The organism is Deltaproteobacteria bacterium (genome assembly GCA_016874755.1).
GTDB lineage: Bacteria > Desulfobacterota > Binatia > UBA9968 > UBA9968 > DP-20.
Window position 1 is genome coordinate 66258 of sequence record VGTH01000012.1, and the last position, 20078, is coordinate 86335.

At 58.2% G+C, this 20078-nt stretch carries 19 protein-coding genes; 8 read left to right on the forward strand and 11 right to left on the reverse strand.

What is annotated here, in order from left to right:
• Positions 1–51: 51 nt before the first annotated feature.
• The 5 genes from FJ145_09600 to mutL all read right to left on the reverse strand — a co-directional run bounded on the left by FJ145_09600 (position 52) and on the right by mutL (position 6018).
• Positions 52–612, reverse strand: coding sequence for a Uma2 family endonuclease (locus tag FJ145_09600; GenBank protein MBM4261672.1), 561 nt, complete (start codon positions 610–612; stop codon positions 52–54).
• A gap of 65 nt (positions 613–677) precedes the next feature.
• Positions 678–1733: a hypothetical protein gene (locus FJ145_09605; GenBank protein MBM4261673.1), complete on the reverse strand. Its 1056-nt coding sequence runs from the start codon at positions 1731–1733 to the stop codon at positions 678–680.
• Between the two features lie 55 nt (positions 1734–1788).
• On the reverse strand, positions 1789–3183 hold the full coding sequence (locus FJ145_09610; GenBank protein ID MBM4261674.1) for a M20/M25/M40 family metallo-hydrolase: 1395 nt from the start codon (positions 3181–3183) through the stop codon (positions 1789–1791).
• Positions 3180–4109: a tRNA (adenosine(37)-N6)-dimethylallyltransferase MiaA gene (miaA, locus tag FJ145_09615; GenBank protein ID MBM4261675.1), complete on the reverse strand. Its 930-nt coding sequence runs from the start codon at positions 4107–4109 to the stop codon at positions 3180–3182. Before miaA ends, FJ145_09610 begins: the two co-directional genes overlap by 4 nt.
• Positions 4110–4263: 154 nt before the next feature.
• The gene (gene mutL, locus FJ145_09620; GenBank protein MBM4261676.1) at positions 4264–6018 is read right to left on the reverse strand and encodes a DNA mismatch repair endonuclease MutL; all 1755 of its coding nucleotides are present in this window, start codon (positions 6016–6018) and stop codon (positions 4264–4266) included.
• A 580-nt stretch (positions 6019–6598) separates the two neighbouring features.
• Between mutL and FJ145_09625 the strand changes: the two genes are divergently transcribed.
• On the forward strand, positions 6599–7846 hold the full coding sequence (locus tag FJ145_09625; protein ID MBM4261677.1) for an MFS transporter: 1248 nt from the start codon (positions 6599–6601) through the stop codon (positions 7844–7846).
• Here FJ145_09625 and FJ145_09630 read toward each other — a convergent pair.
• From FJ145_09630 to FJ145_09645, 4 genes are all read right to left on the reverse strand, one after another.
• Complete coding sequence (locus tag FJ145_09630) at positions 7843–8739, reverse strand: ABC transporter permease (GenBank protein MBM4261678.1); 897 nt, start codon at positions 8737–8739, stop codon at positions 7843–7845. The genes FJ145_09625 and FJ145_09630 overlap by 4 nt on opposite strands.
• A gap of 157 nt (positions 8740–8896) precedes the next feature.
• The gene (locus FJ145_09635) at positions 8897–9868 is read right to left on the reverse strand and encodes an ABC transporter permease (protein ID MBM4261679.1); all 972 of its coding nucleotides are present in this window, start codon (positions 9866–9868) and stop codon (positions 8897–8899) included.
• 77 nt (positions 9869–9945) lie between these two features.
• On the reverse strand, positions 9946–10860 hold the full coding sequence (locus tag FJ145_09640) for a hypothetical protein (protein ID MBM4261680.1): 915 nt from the start codon (positions 10858–10860) through the stop codon (positions 9946–9948).
• Positions 10861–10896: 36 nt separating this feature from the next.
• Complete coding sequence (locus tag FJ145_09645) at positions 10897–11649, reverse strand: hypothetical protein (protein ID MBM4261681.1); 753 nt, start codon at positions 11647–11649, stop codon at positions 10897–10899.
• A 149-nt stretch (positions 11650–11798) separates the two neighbouring features.
• Here FJ145_09645 and FJ145_09650 point away from each other — a divergent pair, with 149 nt between their 5' ends.
• Positions 11799–12503, forward strand: coding sequence for an isochorismatase family protein (locus FJ145_09650; protein MBM4261682.1), 705 nt, complete (start codon positions 11799–11801; stop codon positions 12501–12503).
• A gap of 138 nt (positions 12504–12641) precedes the next feature.
• Here FJ145_09650 and FJ145_09655 read toward each other — a convergent pair whose 3' ends face one another.
• Complete coding sequence (locus FJ145_09655) at positions 12642–13343, reverse strand: hypothetical protein (protein ID MBM4261683.1); 702 nt, start codon at positions 13341–13343, stop codon at positions 12642–12644.
• A gap of 132 nt (positions 13344–13475) precedes the next feature.
• A complete protein-coding gene (locus tag FJ145_09660) occupies positions 13476–14411 on the reverse strand; it encodes an ABC transporter substrate-binding protein (GenBank protein ID MBM4261684.1) in 936 nt (311 codons plus the stop codon).
• A 108-nt stretch (positions 14412–14519) separates the two neighbouring features.
• On the opposite strand from FJ145_09660, the gene FJ145_09665 reads away from it, so the two are divergent.
• The 6 genes from FJ145_09665 to FJ145_09690 all read left to right on the forward strand — a co-directional run bounded on the left by FJ145_09665 (position 14520) and on the right by FJ145_09690 (position 20044).
• Positions 14520–15317 carry an alpha/beta fold hydrolase gene (locus FJ145_09665; GenBank protein ID MBM4261685.1) on the forward strand — a complete coding sequence of 266 codons (798 nt, stop codon included), beginning with the start codon at positions 14520–14522 and terminating at the stop codon, positions 15315–15317.
• Between the two features lie 183 nt (positions 15318–15500).
• Positions 15501–16055 carry a hypothetical protein gene (locus tag FJ145_09670; protein MBM4261686.1) on the forward strand — a complete coding sequence of 185 codons (555 nt, stop codon included), beginning with the start codon at positions 15501–15503 and terminating at the stop codon, positions 16053–16055.
• A gap of 134 nt (positions 16056–16189) precedes the next feature.
• Entirely contained in the window at positions 16190–17158 is a 969-nt protein-coding gene (locus tag FJ145_09675; GenBank protein MBM4261687.1) for a DUF1152 domain-containing protein, read from the forward strand.
• A complete protein-coding gene (locus tag FJ145_09680) occupies positions 17155–18405 on the forward strand; it encodes an MFS transporter (GenBank protein MBM4261688.1) in 1251 nt (416 codons plus the stop codon). Before FJ145_09675 ends, FJ145_09680 begins: the two co-directional genes overlap by 4 nt.
• A gap of 2 nt (positions 18406–18407) precedes the next feature.
• Positions 18408–19637, forward strand: a complete 1230-nt coding sequence (locus FJ145_09685; GenBank protein ID MBM4261689.1) for an MFS transporter — start codon at positions 18408–18410, stop codon at positions 19635–19637.
• The gene (locus tag FJ145_09690; GenBank protein ID MBM4261690.1) at positions 19637–20044 is read left to right on the forward strand and encodes a DUF1992 domain-containing protein; all 408 of its coding nucleotides are present in this window, start codon (positions 19637–19639) and stop codon (positions 20042–20044) included. The genes FJ145_09685 and FJ145_09690 overlap by 1 nt, the downstream gene beginning before the upstream one ends.
• Positions 20045–20078 lie beyond the last annotated feature (34 nt).

Here is a 20078-nt window from a genome sequence, read left to right on the forward strand (position 1 = left end):
AGCTTCGCCGCGGCACCTCGATTGTGGTTTGCGCGTTGTGAAGTTGAACGACTAGCCGAGAATCTTCTCGACGGCGACAACCAGACCGGGCACGCTGCTGGATGCTATCGTGTCGCTGCGGCGAAATTTTTCGATTTTGCGATAAACCCCGTCAACGGGATCAGTATGCTTTTCGATGCATTCGGCGGGAAGATCGGCCAGCCATGCTTCGGCAATGCCGGCACGGGCGTAAGCAGGAAATTTTGTTTCGCGGTCATACGTAACAGTTGTGTCGGCTACTTCAACGACTAGCAGGACATCCGCAACCTTCGACAACTCGCTTGCATAAAAATCGTCACGCGGTTGGAGAACGGCGATGTCAGGCTGCGGTTCCGAGAAATCATTGAGCAAAATTGGATTTTGGCCGCTGACAATCGCCCGATCACCGAGCTGGCGGTCAAACTCTCTGTGCGTACGATTTACTACCGCGACATGAAGGCTACCTATGGGGCTCATTTTCAGGATTTCACCTTCGATCAATTCAACGCGATCATCCTCGGAAAAAATTCCCGCCGCGCCCATGCGGTGGTATTCCTCTACAGAAAAACATCGGCGTGCGGGTTGAACTGACATGGCTAAACCTTAAACCTCATCGCTTTGTCAATTATACGCAACGCTGTATCAAAAAACTACCCGTCTCAGCGCGCCGGTAGCGGCCCGGCACCGACGAGCTTCTTAAACAATTCGACCACCTCGGGCTCACGCGGAATCGCCTTGATCGCCTTCTCGTGGTTCTCCGGCAAGAGCGGCGTCGGGTCGTCGCCAGTTAATTTCTTGTACTCGCGGAAGAACTCCTTGTCTTGAAAGGTTTTGCGGAAAGCCGCCTGAATGATTTCAATGCGGTCTTTCGGAACGCCTGGCGGCAGTACGAAGGGCGTGCCGGCGATGCGGAACGAACGCGACATGTTAATCACTTTCCGATCCAGGTCGGTTTTAGCGAAGGTATCCAGCTCTTGGAGTTTAGGGAAGTCTGGATTCTTGTCGCCCTTGGGCACTTCGATGATCGCATGAAAATCCACCGGCGAATTGGCGCCAAGCCAATCGCGGTTGGCCTGCACGATCGAATCGACGCCGGTGGCGCGGGCGTCGATCTCGCCGCGCAGCAGCGCCGGGTCCATTTCGGCACCGCTGTAGGAGGCAATGAAGCGCGGTTCTCTCAAACCGAGTATGTAGGCAAACAAGCGCCCTTCGTTGTAAGTGACAAACCCCACCGACTGGGCGCCGATGCGCACGCCGGTGGCGGCCTGCAATTTTGCGACGGTGTTTAAGCCGGCCTCTTTGCGCGTGAGAAAAACTGCGTGGTAGGTGCTGTAGGGCGAGCCCAGGTAGGAAAACTTGTCGATGTCATACTGCACGCCGGAATCGCCCAGGATGGCGCTCGAAATCGTGCCGATACTCGGGTTGCCGATAACAGTAGCATCGGCGCGCGCCACTTTGAAAAGATGATTGGCCGCTTTGCGCCCACCGGCACCGGGCATGTATTCCATAATAATAGTCGGATTGCCGGGAATGTACTTTTGCAGAAACGGCACCAACGACTTGGTGCGAAGATCGCCGGTGCCGCCAGGCTCGCGGCCCTGAATCAGAGTAATAGTCTTACCCTGAAAAAATGACTGCTGCGCTTGAGCAGAAGCGAATCCCAAGCAAGTCAGAAGTATCGTTGCCAACGTTGACTCTATGACCTGCAGTTTCATATTCATCCCTCTTACCTTTGCGTCCTTTGCGCCTTTGCGCGAGGCATATCTTCTACTACTCTACCACCAATTTCCGCACGATCTCATACATCGCGCGCACGCCCGACTTCAAACTCTCCACCGACATGCGCTCGTCGATGCCGTGCACCATTCCCTCGTTCACCGAACTCGCGCGATTGGGCAAAAAGCCTAAACAGGGAATCGCTTTCTCGCGAAAAAAATGGCAATCGGTAAAGCCGCTACCCATCGACTCGATGACCGGCGTGCCCGGGTCGGTGGCATTGGCATAATCCGTAATGACTTTCATCGCTTCCGGGCTATGGGGCGTCTTGGCCGCGTTGCGCGAAAGCATAATTTCGACTTTGATCGAATCGTCGCCAATCACCTTGCGCAAGTCCGCGATGAACGCCTGCGGGTCTTCGCCGGGCAGCAAGCGCACGTCGATCTCGGCGGCGGCAAATGCCGGTATGACGTTGATCTTGTCCGAGCCCTTGAGGCCGGTGATCGAAATCGTGTTGCGCACCCGGGCATTGTTCGAGCGATCTTTGACGAACTCAGCTAACACCGCCGGATCTTCCAGCGATTTGCGCAGATCGCGATAGCGCTCACGCCACGGTTGCGGCGCGGTTGCCGCGCTGTCGGCATAGAACTTTTGCACCTCGGGCACGACTTTGATCGGCGTCTGATAACTTGCGACGCGCTGCAGCGCGCCAATCAATCGCAGCACTGCTTGATTGGGCCCCGGCGACGCCGCATGCCCTGGCGCGCCCACCGCCGTTAGCTTCAACCAGAGCGGCACTTTCTCCGAAACCCCAACGCTGTAAACCCTCGCTGTTCCCTTCTCATCAACGCGAATACTGCCGCCCTCATTCAATACCACACCGACGTTCTTGAAAAGGTCCGCATGATTCTCGACCAAGAATCCAGCACCGAAAACACCGCCGGCTTCTTCGTCGGCCGTGCCCAGGAGAATCACATCGCCTTTGAGCGCGGTGTTCTGACGTTTCAGCCCCACGACGGTCATCAACCCGAGCACACCGCCGCCCTTGTTGTCGATGGCGCCGCGTCCCCAGACCGCGCCGTCTTTGACGACCCCGCTAAAAGCGGTTTCTTTCCAGAGCCGGCTCTCTGCGGGCACGACGTCCATGTGGTGCATGAGCACCAGGGCCTTCTTCGAACCGTCGCCGGGCAGCCGCGCGTAAAAATTGGCCCGGCCCGGCGCCGATTCGATCACGCGGTTCTCGATGCCTTCCTTGTCGAAGATGGCTTTGAGAAATTGCGCGGCTTTCATTTCGTTGCCCGGCGGATTGGTCGTGTCGATCTGCACGTAGCGGCTGAGCAAGCTCACCGCTTCGTCTTCCAGCGCTTTCCAGTTGAGGGTTTCGGCGCTATGCGCTTGACCCGTTAACGCTGCCAACAGCAGCGCCGCGCCAGCGAAATACTTTTTCATGCCGCCTCCTGCTTCGCCAAAAACTTTTGCGCTGCCGTGCGGATCTCCGCGCGCGCGCCGGGATGAAACCAGCGGACCTCGTTGACGCCGCGAAACCAGGTGAGCTGCCGCTTGGCAAGATGACGCGTATCTTGTTTCATCATCTCTAAGCCGCTCTCCGGCAACACTTCGCCGCTCAAAATCAAGCCCGCGTGGCGGTAGCCAACGCTTTGCAGCGGCTTAAGATTCAAGACATAGCCGCGCTGCACGAGGCTCGCAACCTCTTCGACCAGTCCCCGCGCCATCATCTCCCCGCAGCGTTGATTGATCGCTTCGTAAAGCGCCTTGCGGTCGCGGTCCAGACCGATGAGCAGATAATCGAGAGGGTTCTCGGCAAAAGCATGTTCCTTTTGCCATTCGCTCATGGGCCGTCCGGTCAGCTCAAACACTTCCAGAGCGCGCAGGATCCGTTGGCGATCGTTGGGATGAATCCACGAAGTCGCGGCGGCGTCGACGGCGGCAAGCCGCTGGTACAGCACCGGGAGCCCCTGCCGGTCGGCTTGCTCCGAAAGTCGCGCGCGGATTGGCTCATCCCGCGCCGGGCCGACAAACAAACCCTTCGTCAAAGCTTTGATGTAAAGCCCGGTCCCGCCGCAGACGATGACCGAGTGGCCGCGCTGCTGAATTTGCACAATCGCTGCCATCGCCAGGCTGCGAAAACGCGCCGCGCTGAATTCTTCATCGGGATTGACGACATCGATCAGATGATGGGAAATCCGCTGGCGCTCGGCCGGCGACGGTTTTGCCGTGCCGATGTCCATGTAGCGGTAGACCTGCTGCGAGTCGGCGTTGACGATCTCGGCGCCTAACACGCCAGCTAGATCGAGTGCGACTTCGCTTTTGCCTACTGCTGTGGGACCGACGACGATAATTATTTTTGGCTTCATAAAACTATGAAAAGCCTGAACACCATAGGCTGACAGCCTGTTCGGAGCCCTTCGACTGGGCTCAGGGCGAACGGATCGGAGGTCCGAATGGCTGGGGGAATCATCCGTTCATGCTGAGCTTGTCGAAGCATTCTTCCGAGTTCTTAGCGGCCTGCTAGACTATGCGCTTAAACAGCCGCTCCAGCTGCTCGCTGCTAAACTCGACCAGCACCGGCCGGCCATGCGGGCATTGAGTGGCAAACTCGATTTTGTCCAGCTCGGCGAGCAGCGCGCGCATCTCGGTCATCTCCAGTTTACGATTCGCTCTGATTACGCTGTGACAGGCAATTGTCGCCAGGCGATCTTCGAGATGTTGCCGCAACCGGTCCGACGCATCCACCTCCGCCAGCTCGGCAACCATCTGCTTGACCACTTGGGTGTAGTCGTCCTCTGGCAAGAGCGCAGGCGCGCTCTTGATGGCGTAGGAACCGGGGCCAAAAGGTTCGAGCACAAAACCGTAGCGTTCGAGCAGCGGCAGCTTTTGTTCCAACAGCATCATTTCACCCCCGGATAGATCCACCAGCTGCGATACCAGTAGGCGCTGTTTATCGATCGATCCGTGCGCGAGTTGAGCGCGTAGCTTCTCGAACGCGACCCGCTCGTGGGCGGCGTGTTGGTCCACCAAAGTCAGGCCGCGCGCCGAGACGCAGACCAAGTAGCAGCCGAGAATTTGCCCGAGCACGTGCAACGATGAAAAGAATCCCGACTGGTAGCGTTCCGGGGCTTCAGATGTTGGCTGTGTTGCCAGAGCGACACCGGCTGCCCCATCCGGCAAATCTACTCTGGGCCGCGCTGGTGGAATGAAATAAGGCAGCGGCGCTTCGCGCACAGCCCCCCAAGAAGCCATTGCAGTTGCCGCATACGGCGCCGGCGCGCGCGCCTCGACTTTGAGCGCCTGGCGCACTGCCCCGACCACCGCTTCGTGAATTTCCGACTGCCGGCGAAAGCGCACTTCATACTTTGCCGGATGAACATTCACATCAACGTCGGCAAACGGCACGTCGAGAAACAGCACGACGGCGGGGTACTGCCCTTTCATCAGCAATGTGTCATAGCCTTGCAGCACGGCGTGGGTGACGACTTTGTCGCGCACATAGCGCTGGTTCACGAAGCTAAAAAGATAGCGGGTGTTGGGAAAAGAAGTGGGTGCCGAGCTCAGATAGCCGGAGATCGTCAAATCGCCGCGCTGCCAGGAAAACGGCTTTAGCCCCCGGGCGACATCGCGCCCCAAAACTTGCTGGAGGCGATCCAGCGGATCTTTAACGGCAACGTAGTCGGCGACGTTGCGGCCGTCGTGCTGCAGGCGAAAATGCACCAGCGGATGGCCGAGGGCCATACGATTGACCACGTCGCAGATATGGTTCAACTCGGTTGCCGGCGATTTAAGAAACTTGCGCCGCGCCGGCGTATTGAAAAAAATCTCCCGGATATCAATCGTCGTGCCCTTGGCGGCGGCCGCCGCGTGCACTTCGCTCTTCTTGCCGCCATCGACGCGCAAGGAGAAACCGGCTTGATTGTGCGGCTCGCGGCTGACGATCTCCATTTTGGCGATGGAGCCGATGCTCGGCAGCGCTTCACCACGAAACCCTAAGGTGCCGATGCGAAACAGATCCTCGTCCTTCTTGATCTTGCTGGTGGCGTGGCGTTCGACCGCAAGTGACAGATCCTCCGCGGACATACCGGCACCGTTGTCCGTGATCCGAATCGATGCCGTGCCGCTCTTCTCGATGGCGATAAAGACTTCGCTGGCGCCGGCGTCAATGGAGTTCTCGATTAGCTCCTTGACGACGGATGCCGGGCGTTCGACCACCTCACCCGCCGCAATGCGGCTCGCCATCACTTCGGAGAGAATTTGAATTTTTGGCGGCAAGAGAAACCTCCAGCTTCAAACCATACCGACGCACTCAATGACGGTCAACAACGCCACAAACCGGGAATCGATCGCCCCAGGTGCATGCTGTCGTTAGTGCTAGCCCGGATTATTCACGCGGCGGGGACAAGCTGCGACACTGTGTCGGTCGAGGTGGAACTCTGGAGGAGCGAAGGCATCAGCGCAAATCGTTCGGTTTCATTCGCCAACGCGTGGTACCGCCTTCGACCCTTTCACTGCCATTCGCAGGGCAGGGCGACCAGCCGGTCGCCCCTAAAAGGCTGCGTCGGGGCGTAGGTCTGTCGCCTTCGCTCCGGAAGAGTTTCACCTCGACCGCGCCGCAGCCACGAATGATCCGGGCTAGCGCAGGATCGGCTTTTTCGCAGGGCCACAGTAGCAGATTCTTCGTCGCTGCTCTCCTCATCAGAATGACAATGCGGAAGATTCACCCAATCCAATCGCCAAAGTTTTTCTTGCTTTCGCCGCAAGCTTCTGCAAGAACCGGAGGAATCCTGTCGTAACCGAGGCCCCGCTGAACTTCTCTCTCAAATCTTTTTCACAACTCTTCTACGGCTGGCGCATGGTCGGCTTGGTTTCGGCGCTGCGCGTCCTGGGCGGGGGGTTGCACAACTACGGCTTCACCGTGTTCTTTTTGCCGATCAGCCATGACTTGGGTCTCAGCCGCGCCGAAACGTCCTTGGCGTTTTCCTTAGCACGCGCCCAGGGTGCCATCGAAGGCCCTTTTGTTGGCTATTTCATCGATCGCTTCGGGCCGCGCCCGATGATCCTGATCGCCACGCTGCTCTGCGGGCTCGGCTACATCGCTCTCGGTTGGGTGACCGACTACAAGACGTTTCTGATCGTTTATCTCGGCATCATTTCTCTAGCCTTCAACCCCGGATTTGTCCACGCGCCGATGGCGATAGGCAACACCTGGTTCATCCGCTGGCGCGCCCGAGCGATGACGGTGATCAGCTCCGCCGTGCCGATCGGCGGCACCATAATCACGCCTTTCCTCGCTCTCGCCGTGCAGCATTGGGGCTGGCGTTGGGGCGCGATCTTGGGCGGCATTTTGTTTTTGCTGCTCGGTATTCCACTGGCCATCGGCGTGCGCCACTCGCCCGAGAGCATGGGGCTGCTGCCCGACGGCGAACCGCCTCCAAAGCCCACCGAAGTTTCCGACACCAAGTCAAAATCCTCCTCGGAAGATCCCAGCGCCAGCAACGACCCAACTCTCAAAGAAGCGATGAAGACCTACATCTTCTGGCTCTTCGTCGTTGCGATGACCGTGCGTGTGCTGGCCTATAGCACCATCAGCGTGCACTTCGTGCCGATCATGGTTTGGAAGGGCATGGCCGAGGAAAACGCGGCGTTCTTGCTGGCGAGCTTCGCGTTTTTAAATTGGGCCGCCCACTACGTCATCGGCTGGTTCGCCGACAACACCAATCGGCCCAAATTGCTGGCGCATTGCTTGGTGATCGCGGCGCTGTCCGTGTTGGTTTTGATTTGGGGCAATGGCGCGCTCGCTCTCTGGGCGTTTACCATTGGCTTCACCGTCATCGATTCGTCCTTCCCCATCGTTTGGGCAACCATTGGCGACTTCTATGGTCGACAACACTTCGCCACTATTCGTGGCATGATGTCGTTTTTTTACACCTGGGGCAGCGTGCTGGGGCCGGTCATCGCCGGCGCAGCCTACGACCGCAGCCAAAGCTACTATGAAACTCTTTGGGGTCTGATGGTCATCTTAGCGCTAGGCGCGGCTCTCACAGCACTCACAATCGGTCCGTGGAAGAAGCTGCAGCCAATCACCGCCGCCGATGGTTAGCGATTGTTCGACAATTTCGGATCGAGCGCATCGCGCAATGCATCGCCGAGCAGATTGAAGCTCATCAGCGCGAAAAAAATAAACAGCCCGGGCAAAAAGACCTGCAGCGGCGCGATAAAAATATTGGTCGCCGCGTTGGTCAGCAGATTGCCCCAGCTCGGCGTCGGCGGCTGAATGCCGAGACCGAGAAAGCTAAGCGTGGTTTCGGCGCGAATCGCCGCGCCGGCATCGAGAGTGGCCGACACGATCAAAGGGCCCAACGAATTTGGCAACAAGTGACGCAGCATCACACGCCAGCGCGAGGCGCCCAGGCACCGCGCCGCCAAGACAAACTCCTGCTCTCGAAATGACAGCACCGCGCTGCGCGCCAAGCGCGCCGCGTTGGTCCACTCCAGCGCGACCAGAATGATAACGATGTTAAGCAGGCCCGGCCCGGCGAGCTTCGACAAAACCAACAACAACACGATGCGCGGAATCGTGTAAATCGTGTCGACCAGCCGCATCAAGGCATTGTCCAGCACGCCGCCAACGTAGCCGGCGAGTATGCCAATCAAGCCGCCGATGAGCACCGTGCTCAGCCCAACCACGAGCCCCACCGTCAAAGACACCCGCCCGCCATGCATGATGCGCACCCAGGTGTCGCGCCCCAACTCGTCGGTGCCGAACCAATGCTTTGCCGACGGCAAATGCATGCGCTCGGTGAGCGAAACCTGATCCAACGAGTACGGCGCCATGTAAGGTCCGGCGATTACCAGAAACAGCAGCAGCAAAAAGAAAAACGAACCGACGTAGGCGACCCGATGCTGCTTGAAACGGCGCCAGACCATCCGCCAATAGCCCGGCGAAGCGTCGGCGGTGTCGAGTGCGGCAATGTTAAGCGTATCGGTGGTCATAGACGGATACCTTTCACCACGAACGCACGAAGAGCACGAAGTTCGGAGAAAAGAACTCTTGTTCTTTGTTTTCTCGTCCCTTCGTGCTCTTCGTGCCTTCGTGGTGAATCATTCTTTTCCGAACTTTGCGCCTTTGCGCGGGATATCCTGACCGATTTCAACTGTGGTATCTAATGCGCGGGTCGAGCCAGCCGTAAATCACGTCGGCCAGCAGGTTAAAAAACACCACCGTCGCGGCGATGATCATCACCACGGTCATCGCGACCACGTAGTCGTTGCCCATGATTGACGTATAGAGCAGCCGGCCCATGCCGGGATAGGCAAAGACCGTCTCGACTACCGTGGAACCGCCGACCACCCGCGGCATAGTAACGGCAATAATCGTCACCACCGGGATCAACCCGTTCTTTAACGCATGGCGCCCGATCACCGCGCTCTCGCTCAATCCTTTGGCACGCGCTGTCGTCAAATAATCCTGGCGCAAGACTTCGAGCAGACTCGAACGCATGAAGCGCTGCACCTGGATAATTTCCGAGATCGCCAACACGGCCACCGGCAGGATCAGATGCTTGATCCAATCCCAGGTTGCCTCCCAGGTGCCGGGCGTAAGCTCGCTGTTGACGATGCCCGACGTCGGCAGCCAGCCCAGCTTGACCGAGAACACCACGATCAACATCAAGCCGAGCCAAAATGCTGGCACCGAATAGGCCACAAATGTGGTGGCGGTCAAAAAATAATCGCCGAATGAATATTGCCGCACCGCGGAGAAGATACCGAGCGCGATGGCGATCAGCTTGCCGATGATCACCGCCGAAATCGTCAAGATCAAAGTATTCTTGAGCGCCGGTAAGATGATATCGATGACCGGCTGGCCATACTCGCGCGAGTATCCCGGATTCAACTGCAGCAACTGCCAAAGCCATTTGCCGTATTGCACGACAATCGGATCGTCAAAACCGTAGAGCTTGCGCAGCCGATCATAGTCCTGCGGCCGCAAGTTGGGAATGCCTTCGAGCATCCGATAGAGCGGATCGCCGGGCATCAGTTGAAGCAAAGAAAAAATCAGCGCCGATATGACCAGCAGCAGCGGCACGGTCTGCAATAGTCGGCGGATGACGTAGAGCAGCATGATCGTTCGTTGCCCGTGCTCGTGACTCGTGTTCGTTCCAGTCCGTCACGAGCGCGAACCACGAGCTACGAGCACGGCTAAGCCTTGTCCCACCTATGGGTATTCCAGCTGCTCGAATTCTGTCCGCCGCTCTCCTGGCGCGGCGTCAGCCCCGTCAAGCCGCGCTTGGAGACCAACACTTCCGGCGAGTAGTAAATCGGCAGATGCGGCAGCTGATCGCTGAACATTTTGCAAAATTCGATCTGCAATTTTTCCGATTGCTGGTCGGTGATGATCGAATTGATATCGTCAAGAATCGCGTCTTTCTTCGGGTCCTTCCAACCCGAGACATTCTCGGGGGCGTATTTGTTTTCCGCCGTCGGAATATTCTTCGAGTGGAAGCGCTCGGGCCACTCCTCGACTGTGACGTTGTGCGAGCCGATGAAGGCGCCGGGCCAACGGCTGCGGTTCTCGGCCGAGTTGAGCAACCGGTTCGGCATGTTCTTGATATTCGTGCGCACGCCGATCTTCTTCCAATAGTCGGCGATGATCGCTTGGGCTTGTTCGTGATCGCGCCGCTCGGCGGTGACGCGAAATTCAAACTCGAGCTTCTCCCCTTTGTCGTTGGTCAAGACGCCATCGGGCCCCGGCTTCCAGCCGGCGTCGGCGAGCAGTTTCTTGGCGCGCTCGGCATCGTATTTATAGACGGTCGAGGCGGCCAGCGCTTTGTTGTAGGTCTTACGCGTGCGCGACAGCGGCAGATGGGAGACGACCTTCTCGCCCTTGAACATGTTTTGCACCATGGCGTCGCGGTCGATGGCGTGCAGCAACGCGCGCCGCACGCGCACGTCGTTGAACCAAGCATTGTCACGGCTCAGGCTGAGCCAGCTCCACGACGCCGGGCTGATGTGCACTTTGCCTTTGCCCTGCTTCTCCCACTGCTCGCGCAGAATCATCGCACCGTCGAAAGAAATCGTGCTGCGCATGCACAGATCGACTTCGCCGGCGAGCACAGCGGCAAGATTGGTGTTGGTGTCTTCGACGGTCTTCTAGGTCATGCGATCGATCTTGGGCCGGCCCAGGGCAAAATCGTTAAACGCCTCCAACTCCATGCGGCTGCCTTGATCCCATTCGACCACTTTGAAGGCGCCGGCGCCGACGAAGTTTTTGTTCCAGTAGGGCAGATTGGCAAAGGCTTTCATGTCGCCGCCGTTGAAAGCGTCGAGCAACAGATGGCGCGGAAAGGCGCGCACATGGGTGTACTGAATCGCGTGCGCCTCGCTATAGAGATCGTTCCAATGGATGACGATGGTGCGGTCGTCGGGGGTTTCGATCTTAGAAATCATCTCCGGCACTAAACGGTCCGGCATCGGAAACTGCGGGTGCTTGGCGATCTGCCAACCGAACTCGAAGTCCTGCGACGTGTAGGGCTTGCCGTCGTGCCATTTGAGGTTGGGGCGCAGCTTATAGACCGTCACCATGGTCTTTTTCTGCATATCGATTTTCCAGGTGCCCTTTTTCACCGACGGCAGTTCTTCAGCGAGCACCGGTACGCGCTCGAGGGTGACGGGATTTTGTGTCACTAGGCCAGCATCCACCATGGAAACATGCTCGGTTTCGCGCCGGTTGTGATATCCCAAACTGGTCACCTGCCGTTCGCCGTGAATGACGATGCGCTTGCGCCCGGCCTGGGCGGCAAACACCCGCGTCCATGGAACTGTCGCCGCGGCGGCACCCACGCCCGCAAGGGTAACGAACCGCCGCCGGCCCGGATTGAAAGTCTTCGCGATACGTTTTGGCATCTTGACACTCCTTCGTGGATCGAGTGACCCAACATCGGTATAACCGGCGAAAACCTTGGCTGTCAAATTAACGATGTTCCGATAAGGTTCCTTGACAAGCCGTCGAGCGTCCAGTTACATGAGGCACATATTGCATAAGGAGGCACGCCATGGCCGCTGATTTCGAAGATCATTGTTGGAAAGACATCGTCACGCCGGAGATACTGACAACCTACGTCCCCTATCACCGTGAAACCTACATCGGCCAGCGCCCCGCGCTGTTGGCCATCGACCTTTATAATCTCGCCTACGAAGGCGGCGCCAAATATCCGCACGAGCTGGTCGATACCTACAAGAGCTCCTGCGGCATCTACGCGCACCAGGCGATCAAACCAACAGAGGAATTGTTCGCCCTGGCACGCTCGCTGAAGATTCCCGTTTTCTATACGACAACGGAGACCCGCAAAGAGGCCAAGCCGGATTACATCTACGCGACCAACCGCCAGCGGGTGAAGATCGACCCCGAAGCCTTCGAGATCAAAGAAGAGTTCAAGCCGCAGCAAGGCGACGTGGTGATTTTTAAAGAACGCGCCAGCGGCTTTTTCGGCACGCCGTTAGTTGCCCACTTGACTCAGCTCGGCTGCGACAGCCTGATCGTCTGCGGCGAGAGCACCAGCGGCTGCGTGCGCGCCAGCTGCGTCGACGGCTATTCGCTCGGCTATCATGTGTCGATCGTCGAAGAATGCGTCTTCGACCGCAGCATCCTGTCGCACAAAGTGAACCTGTTCGACATGCATCACAAGTATACTGACGTGATGAAACTCGACGAAGTCAAAGAGAAGATCAAGCAGGAACGGCCAAGGGCGAAGAACTAAATTGTCATTTCGAGCCGAAGGCGAGAAATCTTCTCTTCGAAAGTGCGTGAAAAGAAAGATCTCTCGCTACGCTCGAGATGACAATCCGAGTTTTTTGCGCACAGCGACCCAATCTCGCGGACTTAGAACGCGCTGGGCTCAAAGCCGTTCCATCGCCTCCGCCAGCGTGCCGCGATAGGCGCGGTCGATCTCCATACAATCGTGCGCCGCTGCAAGCACCGCGCGCTGGGCTTCATCGGTATTGGCGTGGTTTTCGAAAACTTCCCACATCATGTCGGCGTGCTCGACGTCGGCGACGGAATGGACCTTCAATGACGGCGCTTTTTCGATCGACACGCCCAAATCTTCGACCCAGCGTCTGGCGATGCGCGCCGACAGGCCGCCGCCTTTGATGATCTCACCGTTATTGCGCCGCTCGAGCATGGTCGAGCTCGTGAACGCTTCGAGCCATGGCCGGTTGCGCGCGATGTGGAGCCAGGCGTACTGGGCCGCCCGCGCTCCGGGAATGGGCTCGCCGTTTTCAATCTTCTCGCGCGTCACACCGATCATCTGGGCCTGGCGCACCACCAGTGAATAGTGATCTTCTCCTTCGCGCTTGTCGGTGATCAACTCGTCCTCCTCATGTTTCCAGACGAGTTTCTTGACATCCAACGGCGCCGCACCCAGGACAAAGCCCCAACAGTCACGCCGATTCTTGTTGTAGTAGGCGTTGTGGATGATATAGAGGCGCGCCCGCGGCAGCGTAAAGCGACAGGATAACAAGCGCTGAAACTCCGGCGTTTCAAACTGCGCGTTGGCCATGCGGTTTAGCTCATCGCGCAAAGTCATTAGCGACCCCATAGCAAAAGTTCCTTTCGATTCGATCGCGCTTCTTCGAAGCCTTTGCGCGCTTTGCGCCTTTGCGCGAGAACGACCCCTGCCTAATCAAACATCGGCATCTGCGCCTTGGCGCCACGCCGTGGACTTTATTGCTTAGCGCATGCCGAGCTCTTTTTGCGCCTCGCGCAAAAGAGTGTAATCGCGCACTTCGTCCAACGGCCGTTTTTTTTCGGTGAGGAGCTCCATGTCGGCGTCGGGAATCTCGCCGTTGCGCGATAGAAACAACAGGGCCAGGTCGTAGGAGCGCGCCGCCACCTCGGGCGGCTGGCTGAGCCACTGCATCATTACGCGCGTGGTCTCTTGCTTGTTGTCGAAAATAAATCGGTGCGCCTTCAGCACGGCGCGCAGCGTGCGCTTGATCATCGCCGGCTTTTCCTTGAGCAGACTGTCTTTCAGTGCCAGGCCGGCCAAGGGCAATGAGCGCCTGAGGTCCTGCGGCCCGGCGAGGACGTTGTAGCCGCTTTTCATCAGCGCCATGTCGTGGGGCGCGTTCATGGCGATGGCTTCGACCAGTCCCGAGCGCAGCGCTTGCACCCGCACCGGCGCGTCGCCGAGCGCCACCGCCTGCATCGAGCTCGGGTCAAAGCCCTTACTGCGCATCATGTCTTCGGCAGCCAATTGGTCGGTGCCAAACAACGTCGAAATACCAAGCCGTTTGCCGCGCAGCTCCTGCACCGATTTGATCTCCGGCTTGGTGATCAAGAAGTGATCGGTCTTGCGCACCGAGATAGCGGCAAACTTGATCGGCAGACCGCTGACGATGCCGCGCAGGGTGCTTCCGAAGGTGGTGGTGAATTCGATGTCGCCGTTCATGACTGCCAGGCCGCCCAAGCGCGGATTCATCTGGATCATCTCCGGATCGAGCCCCTCTTCCTTGAAGAAACCGCGGGCGAGGGCAACTTGATAAACCGTCGTCGAATTGCTCCGACTAGAATAGGAAATGCGAATCTTCTGTAACTCCTGGCCAGAGACAGGGATCGTTGGCCAGCAAAGCATGACCAGACAGAAAATACCGAGCCGTTTACCCATGCGGCATGCTCTATCAAAACTTATCTCCGGATAGCAAGCCAAACTCAGCGGATAACCACTTTGGTCGCTTTGCTTGACAACAAAACGCCGCAGCGGATAGAAAAATCTATGCCTTACACCAATTCCAACGGCGTCAAAATCTATTACGAAATCTCCGGCGAGGGCTTCCCGTTTGTGATGGTCCACGCCAACCCCTTCGACCACAATTTGTGGATGTACCAGATCGCCCACTTCTCGACCTACTTCAAAGTGGTCGGCATCGACATTCGCGGCTACGGGCGCTCGGATAAACCGGAGACACCCTTCTCGTTGGCGCAAATGGCCGACGACGTGCTGGCGGTTTGCCGCGATTTGAATATCAAAGAGGCGATCCTCGGCGGTGTCAGCGTTGGCTCGGGCATGGCGCTGCTGCTCGGACTCGATCACCCCGAAATGTTCAAAGCGATCATTCTGGTCGGCGGCAGCAGCGGCCCCGGCGGTTCCATCGACGAGCGCATTCGCGGCTATACCAAAGACGGCATCGCACAGTATCACATCAAACACCTGCGCGAGTTGGTGGCACCGGAATTTGCCGATTCCAAGCTCGGCAGGTATCTGCTCAACACCTTTGTCGAGCGCGACCCATGGTTGTCGGGCGAATCCATCGGCCAGATCTTTCGCGCCCGCGGCGGCCTCGACATGACGCCGCGTTTGCCTACCATGAAAGTGCCAACGCTGGTGGTCAACGGCGAGTACGACAATTCACTCGCCGGCGGCAAGAAAACCGCCTCGCTGATTCCCGGCGCAGTGCACAAAGTGCTGCCCAAGACCGGCCACGCCTGTAACATCGAAGACCCGGCGACATTCGATGGCTTTGTTGTCGATTTTCTGCGGGCGAATAATCTCATGCCTTCGCGACCGTCGTAGAGAGGCAGGCTTGGCTTGCGCGTGCTGGTTGCGGATAAAACTTAAACTTCACCACGAAGGAGCACAGGAAGGGACCCGCAGTTCGGAGGCAAATTTTTCGATTTTCTTCTCTTAACTTCGTGAGCTTCGTGTCCTTCGTGAGCTCAGACTCCGGGAGCCAGCACACTAGAATGGGAAACTGCCATGGCCGTTAACATCGAAAAACTAAAAAGCATGGCGCCGCCCAAGGGCATGGAATTTCACATCGCCAAGGTCGGCCATGTCGTTTTGCAAGTCACCGAGCTTGAGCGCGCCACCGACTTTTACACCCGCGTGCTGGGCTTCAAAGTCTCCGATGTTTACCCGGAAGAGATGATGCCCGGTGGCATGGTGTTTTTGCGCTGCAACAGCGATCACCATTGCCTGGCTCTGGTCGGCCAAGGCGACGGCAAGAACAATCATCGCGAGCTGCACCATCTCGCCTTTGAAGTGCCGACGCTCGGCGAAGTGCTGCGGGCGCGCGATCGGCTGCGGGAGTACGGCGCCAAGATCGATTTCGAAGGCCGGCGCCGCGCCGGCTGCCAAATCGCGGTCGAGTTCCGCGACCCCGATAACAATTCACTGGAGATCTACTGGGGCGTCGATCAAGTCGGCAGCGACGGCCGCGTGCGCCCGCCGCACGAATGGCATGGGGTGACGTCGCTCGACGAGGCGATTGCCAAGCCCGTGCCTGGGCAAGACACGCACATTCCGAAATAGACTTTTCTCCACGAAGGAGACACGCAGATCACGAAGGTAAACAAAGAAAATAAAACCTTTTCCGAACTTCGTTTCCTTCGTGTCTTAGGGGTGAAACATCCCCCGACCTTCACGCACACTCTAACCCCACACACATGAAAGCAACAACAACCAGCGAATCTCTTGAAGATCTCATCCGCGCTTCCAAGCGCGTCCTCGTTATCGGTGTCGGCGGTGGCGGCGACGTGGTCGGCGCGCTAGCCGCCGCACGTTTTTTGGAATTCTGCGGCCTGGAATTTTCCCTCGGCGGCCTTTCCTGGGAGCGCAACGTTTACGATCCGATTCCTGGGCCACGCAAGCTGAGCGAAACCCGCAACGTAAAACCGCTGCATGAATTTGCCTGGCTCGCCAACGCGCAGAGTCAAACCAGCACCGGGGTTCCCTTCGCCGAAGCGAAGATGGCAGCGGTGCTAAGTCGCGAAGCACTGCTCGTCGACATCAACGGCGGCGCCGCGGGAGTAGTCGCGGGGCTCGAAGTGGCGATGAAAGAATTAAAGACCGACTTCTTGGTCGGCCTCGACGTCGGCGGCGATTCGCTGGCGCAAGGGCATGAGCCCGGTTTGCGCAGCCCGTTGGCGGACTCGATCATGCTTGCCGCGTTCGCGGAGCTGGAAAGGCGCGGTCACCGGACGATCTGGAGTGTGTTCGGCTACGGCAGCGACGGCGAGTTGAGCGTCGACGAAATCGAGTTAGCGTTGGCCCAATTGGCCAAAGCGGATGGACTGCTGGGCGCCTGGTCGCTGACGCCAAAGATCGCCGCCGAACTTACTGAGGTCATCAAGACTGTGCCCACCGAAGCGAGCGCCATTCCGGTCGAGTGTTTTCACGGTGCCTGGGGCGAACGACAGATTCGCCGCGGCGAACGAAGCCTCAAAATGACGCCCCTGACGGCGCTGACTTTCTTCATGTCAACCGCGAAACTTTATGCTACATTGGCCCGGCCCGCTCACGCCGTGCGCCCGAGCACGTCACTGGATCAAGCCAACGACGCCCTCCACGCCATCGGCATCCGCACCGAGTTGGATTACGAGCGCGAGTACTACGAAAAGAACCGAGCTAAATGATCCAGCGCCTCTTCGGCAATCTGCAGCGCGATGTCCTCGTGCTCATGACTTCGCGCGGCATCCGCGCCTTCGCATTCTCCTATCTCGGCGTCATCTTCGCGATCTATCTCAGTCAGCTCGGCTACTCGACGGTCACCGTCGGCCTGATTATCTCCACCGCCTACGGCAGCAGCGCCGTCATGACCGCGGTTTGGGGTTATCTTTCGGATCGCTACGGCCGCAAAAAGATTCTTATGCTCTTGGCCGTGCTGACGATTGTCTCCAATTTGATTTACATTTTTTTCAGCCATCTAATTTTTATCTTTGCCGCGGTGATCATCGCCAACGTCGGCGCCGGCGGCTCAGGCGGCGGCGGCCAGGGCGGCGGGCCGATGAACCCGGTGGAGCTCGCGTTGCTAGCTGAAAAATGCACGCCGGAAGAACGCAATAAAGTTTTCAGCACCAACTCTTTTGTCGGCTCGATCATGGGCTCGTTGGGCGCGCTGGTCAGCGGCCTGCCGCATTATCTGCAACAGAGTTGGGGCTGGCAGCCGATCGCTTCCTACAAGCCGCTGTTTGTTCTAACCGCGCTTTTTAGCGTCGTCCTGCTGCTCGCCTACAGCACCATCGAAGAGCACCATGTGCCCCAGGCGCGGGTGAAAAAAACCGCCACCGTGCGCACCCGCTTCGGCTTCGTCACCAGGATGTCGCTCCTCGGTATGATCGACAATCTGGGCGCCGGCATGATCGGCCCGCTCTTGTCCTACTGGTTTTTCATTCGCTACGGCGTCGAGCTCACGTCGCTGGGCTTCATGTTTTTTCTCTCTTATTTGCTGGCCGCCATGTCCTTTCTTGCCGCGCCGGTCATCGCGCGCAGGGTCGGCGTGGTGCGCACCATGGCAGGGTCCCATGGCTTAGCCTCGCTGCTCTATCTTTGTCTGCCGCTGGCACCGACGTTTACCGTGGCTGCGGCCATGATGGTGCTGCGCTCGTTTTTCGCCTACATGGACAATCCGCTGCGCAGCTCTTTTATTATGGGTGTGGTCCGGCCCGAAGACCGCGCCTCAGCGGCAGGCATCACAACCCTGTCGCGTCACGTGCCGGTATCGATTAGCCCAACGCTGTCGGCCTACATGATGCAAGCGTTTTCGCTGAACGTCCCGATCGCCTTGGGTGGCTTTTTGCAGCTGGCCCATGACGGCATCTTCTACTATCTATTCCGCAATGTCCGGCCGCCCGAAGAACAGGCCAAAGCCGCAGCTGCGTGACCATGAACCTCCTCGCTGAGCTACACCGCGACGCCAAGCTGTTGATGGCCTCGCGCGGCATCCGCGCCTTCGCCTTCTCCTATCTCAACGTCGTTTTCGCGATCTATCTCGACCGCTTGGGCTACTCGACCATCACCATCGGCGTCATCTTTTCGGTTGCGTATCTGAGCGGCGCTTTGCTGACGGCGGTCTGGGGCTATCTGTCCGACCGCTATGGCCGGCGAAAAATTCTCATGCTGCTCGCCGTGCTGACGATCGTCTCCAACGCGATATTTGTCTTCTTTAGCAGCCTGTTTTTTATCTTGTTGGCCGTAATCATCGCCAACGTCGGCGCCGGCGGATCGGGTGGCGGCGGCTCCGGCGGCGGGCCGTTCAACCCAGTCGAAGAAGCCCTGCTCGCGGAGAAATGCCGGCCGGAAAATCGCAATCAGATCTTCGCCTTCAACTCCTTCGTCGGCTCGGTCATGGGCTCGCTCGGCGCTTTGGCGGCGGGCTTGCCGCAGTATCTGCAAGAAAAATGGTCCTGGGACGCGGTGGCTTCCTACAAGCCGCTGTTCATTTTCACGATCCTTTTTAGCGTCGTGCTGCTGTTGGTCTACAGCAAGATCAGCGAACAAGTGCAGGTGCGCACCGCCGAGAAAAAAATCTCCAAGGCTACCGGCGTCTTCGTCACCAAGATGTCGATCCTCGCCTTCGTCGATAACTTCGGCGCAGGCTTAGCCGGCTCGCTGGTGGCCTATTGGTTTTTTCTGCGCTTCGGCGTCGAGCTCAAATCCCTTGGCTTCATGTTTTTCATCGCAAATTTTTTGGCCGCCCTATCGTTCCTCAGCGCGCCGATCATTGCCCGCTACATCGGCATCGTGCGCACCATGGCCTTTTCCCACGGCCTGGCTTCGATCATTTATCTTTCCATCCCCTTCGCGCCGACATTCTTTAGCGCCGCAGTCTTGTTGTCGATCCGTTCCTACTTCGCCTACATGGACAATCCGCTGCGCGCTTCGTTCACCATGGCCATGGTGCAGTCAAACGAGCGCGGCTCGGCAGCCGGGGTCACCAGTCTCGCGCGCGTGGTCCCGTTTGGCATTAGCCCAACCATCGCGACCTATCTGATGCAAAGCGGCCTACTGGCCCTTCCCTTGTTCATCGGCGGCGGGTTACAATTGGTCAACGATGTGGCGTTCTTCTTGATGTTCCGCCATGTGAAACCGCCGGAAGAAATGAACCCGAAATAATGCCTACCCGACGCTTCAACCCGCCCACTGGCGCCGTCGGCTTCATCGAACGGCTCGCCGAGCAGCGCATTCAAGAAGCCCAACGCAACGGCAAGTTCGACAACCTCGCCGGCAAGGGTAGACCCCTGGAGATCGAGGACTACAGCAATCTCCCGGAAGATTTGCGGATGGCCTATCACGTTCTCAAGAACGCCCGCGTCCTGCCGCCCGAAGCCGAACTGATGAATGACATCCACATCCTCGAAGATCTGCTCAAGCATGTCGAAGACGAGGGCGAGCGCCAATCGCTAGCCAAAAGCCTGCAATGGAAGATGATCCGCCTCGATATGATGAAGCGGCGCTCGCTCGACGAGAACAGCTTGCGCGGCTACGGGCGCAAGCTGTTGGCGAAGTTTGGTCGGAGATAAATCAAGGCAACAGGCGAGAGGCAACAGGCAACAA

Excerpts from the sequence above, each read along its gene's own strand:
- FJ145_09600 (MBM4261672.1), bottom strand. The coding sequence starts at position 612 with ATGTCAGTTCAACCCGCACGCCGATGTTTTTCTGTAGAGGAATACCAC.
- FJ145_09605 (MBM4261673.1), bottom strand. The coding sequence starts at position 1,733 with ATGAAACTGCAGGTCATAGAGTCAACGTTGGCAACGATACTTCTGACT.
- FJ145_09610 (MBM4261674.1), bottom strand. The coding sequence starts at position 3,183 with ATGAAAAAGTATTTCGCTGGCGCGGCGCTGCTGTTGGCAGCGTTAACG.
- miaA (MBM4261675.1), bottom strand. The coding sequence starts at position 4,109 with ATGAAGCCAAAAATAATTATCGTCGTCGGTCCCACAGCAGTAGGCAAA.
- FJ145_09625 (MBM4261677.1), top strand. The coding sequence starts at position 6,599 with ATGGTCGGCTTGGTTTCGGCGCTGCGCGTCCTGGGCGGGGGGTTGCAC.
- FJ145_09630 (MBM4261678.1), bottom strand. The coding sequence starts at position 8,739 with ATGACCACCGATACGCTTAACATTGCCGCACTCGACACCGCCGACGCT.
- FJ145_09635 (MBM4261679.1), bottom strand. The coding sequence starts at position 9,868 with ATGCTGCTCTACGTCATCCGCCGACTATTGCAGACCGTGCCGCTGCTG.
- FJ145_09645 (MBM4261681.1), bottom strand. The coding sequence starts at position 11,649 with ATGCCAAAACGTATCGCGAAGACTTTCAATCCGGGCCGGCGGCGGTTC.
- FJ145_09650 (MBM4261682.1), top strand. The coding sequence starts at position 11,799 with ATGGCCGCTGATTTCGAAGATCATTGTTGGAAAGACATCGTCACGCCG.
- FJ145_09655 (MBM4261683.1), bottom strand. The coding sequence starts at position 13,343 with ATGGGGTCGCTAATGACTTTGCGCGATGAGCTAAACCGCATGGCCAAC.
- FJ145_09660 (MBM4261684.1), bottom strand. The coding sequence starts at position 14,411 with ATGGGTAAACGGCTCGGTATTTTCTGTCTGGTCATGCTTTGCTGGCCA.
- FJ145_09665 (MBM4261685.1), top strand. The coding sequence starts at position 14,520 with ATGCCTTACACCAATTCCAACGGCGTCAAAATCTATTACGAAATCTCC.
- FJ145_09670 (MBM4261686.1), top strand. The coding sequence starts at position 15,501 with ATGGCCGTTAACATCGAAAAACTAAAAAGCATGGCGCCGCCCAAGGGC.
- FJ145_09675 (MBM4261687.1), top strand. The coding sequence starts at position 16,190 with ATGAAAGCAACAACAACCAGCGAATCTCTTGAAGATCTCATCCGCGCT.
- FJ145_09680 (MBM4261688.1), top strand. The coding sequence starts at position 17,155 with ATGATCCAGCGCCTCTTCGGCAATCTGCAGCGCGATGTCCTCGTGCTC.
- FJ145_09685 (MBM4261689.1), top strand. The coding sequence starts at position 18,408 with ATGAACCTCCTCGCTGAGCTACACCGCGACGCCAAGCTGTTGATGGCC.
- FJ145_09690 (MBM4261690.1), top strand. The coding sequence starts at position 19,637 with ATGCCTACCCGACGCTTCAACCCGCCCACTGGCGCCGTCGGCTTCATC.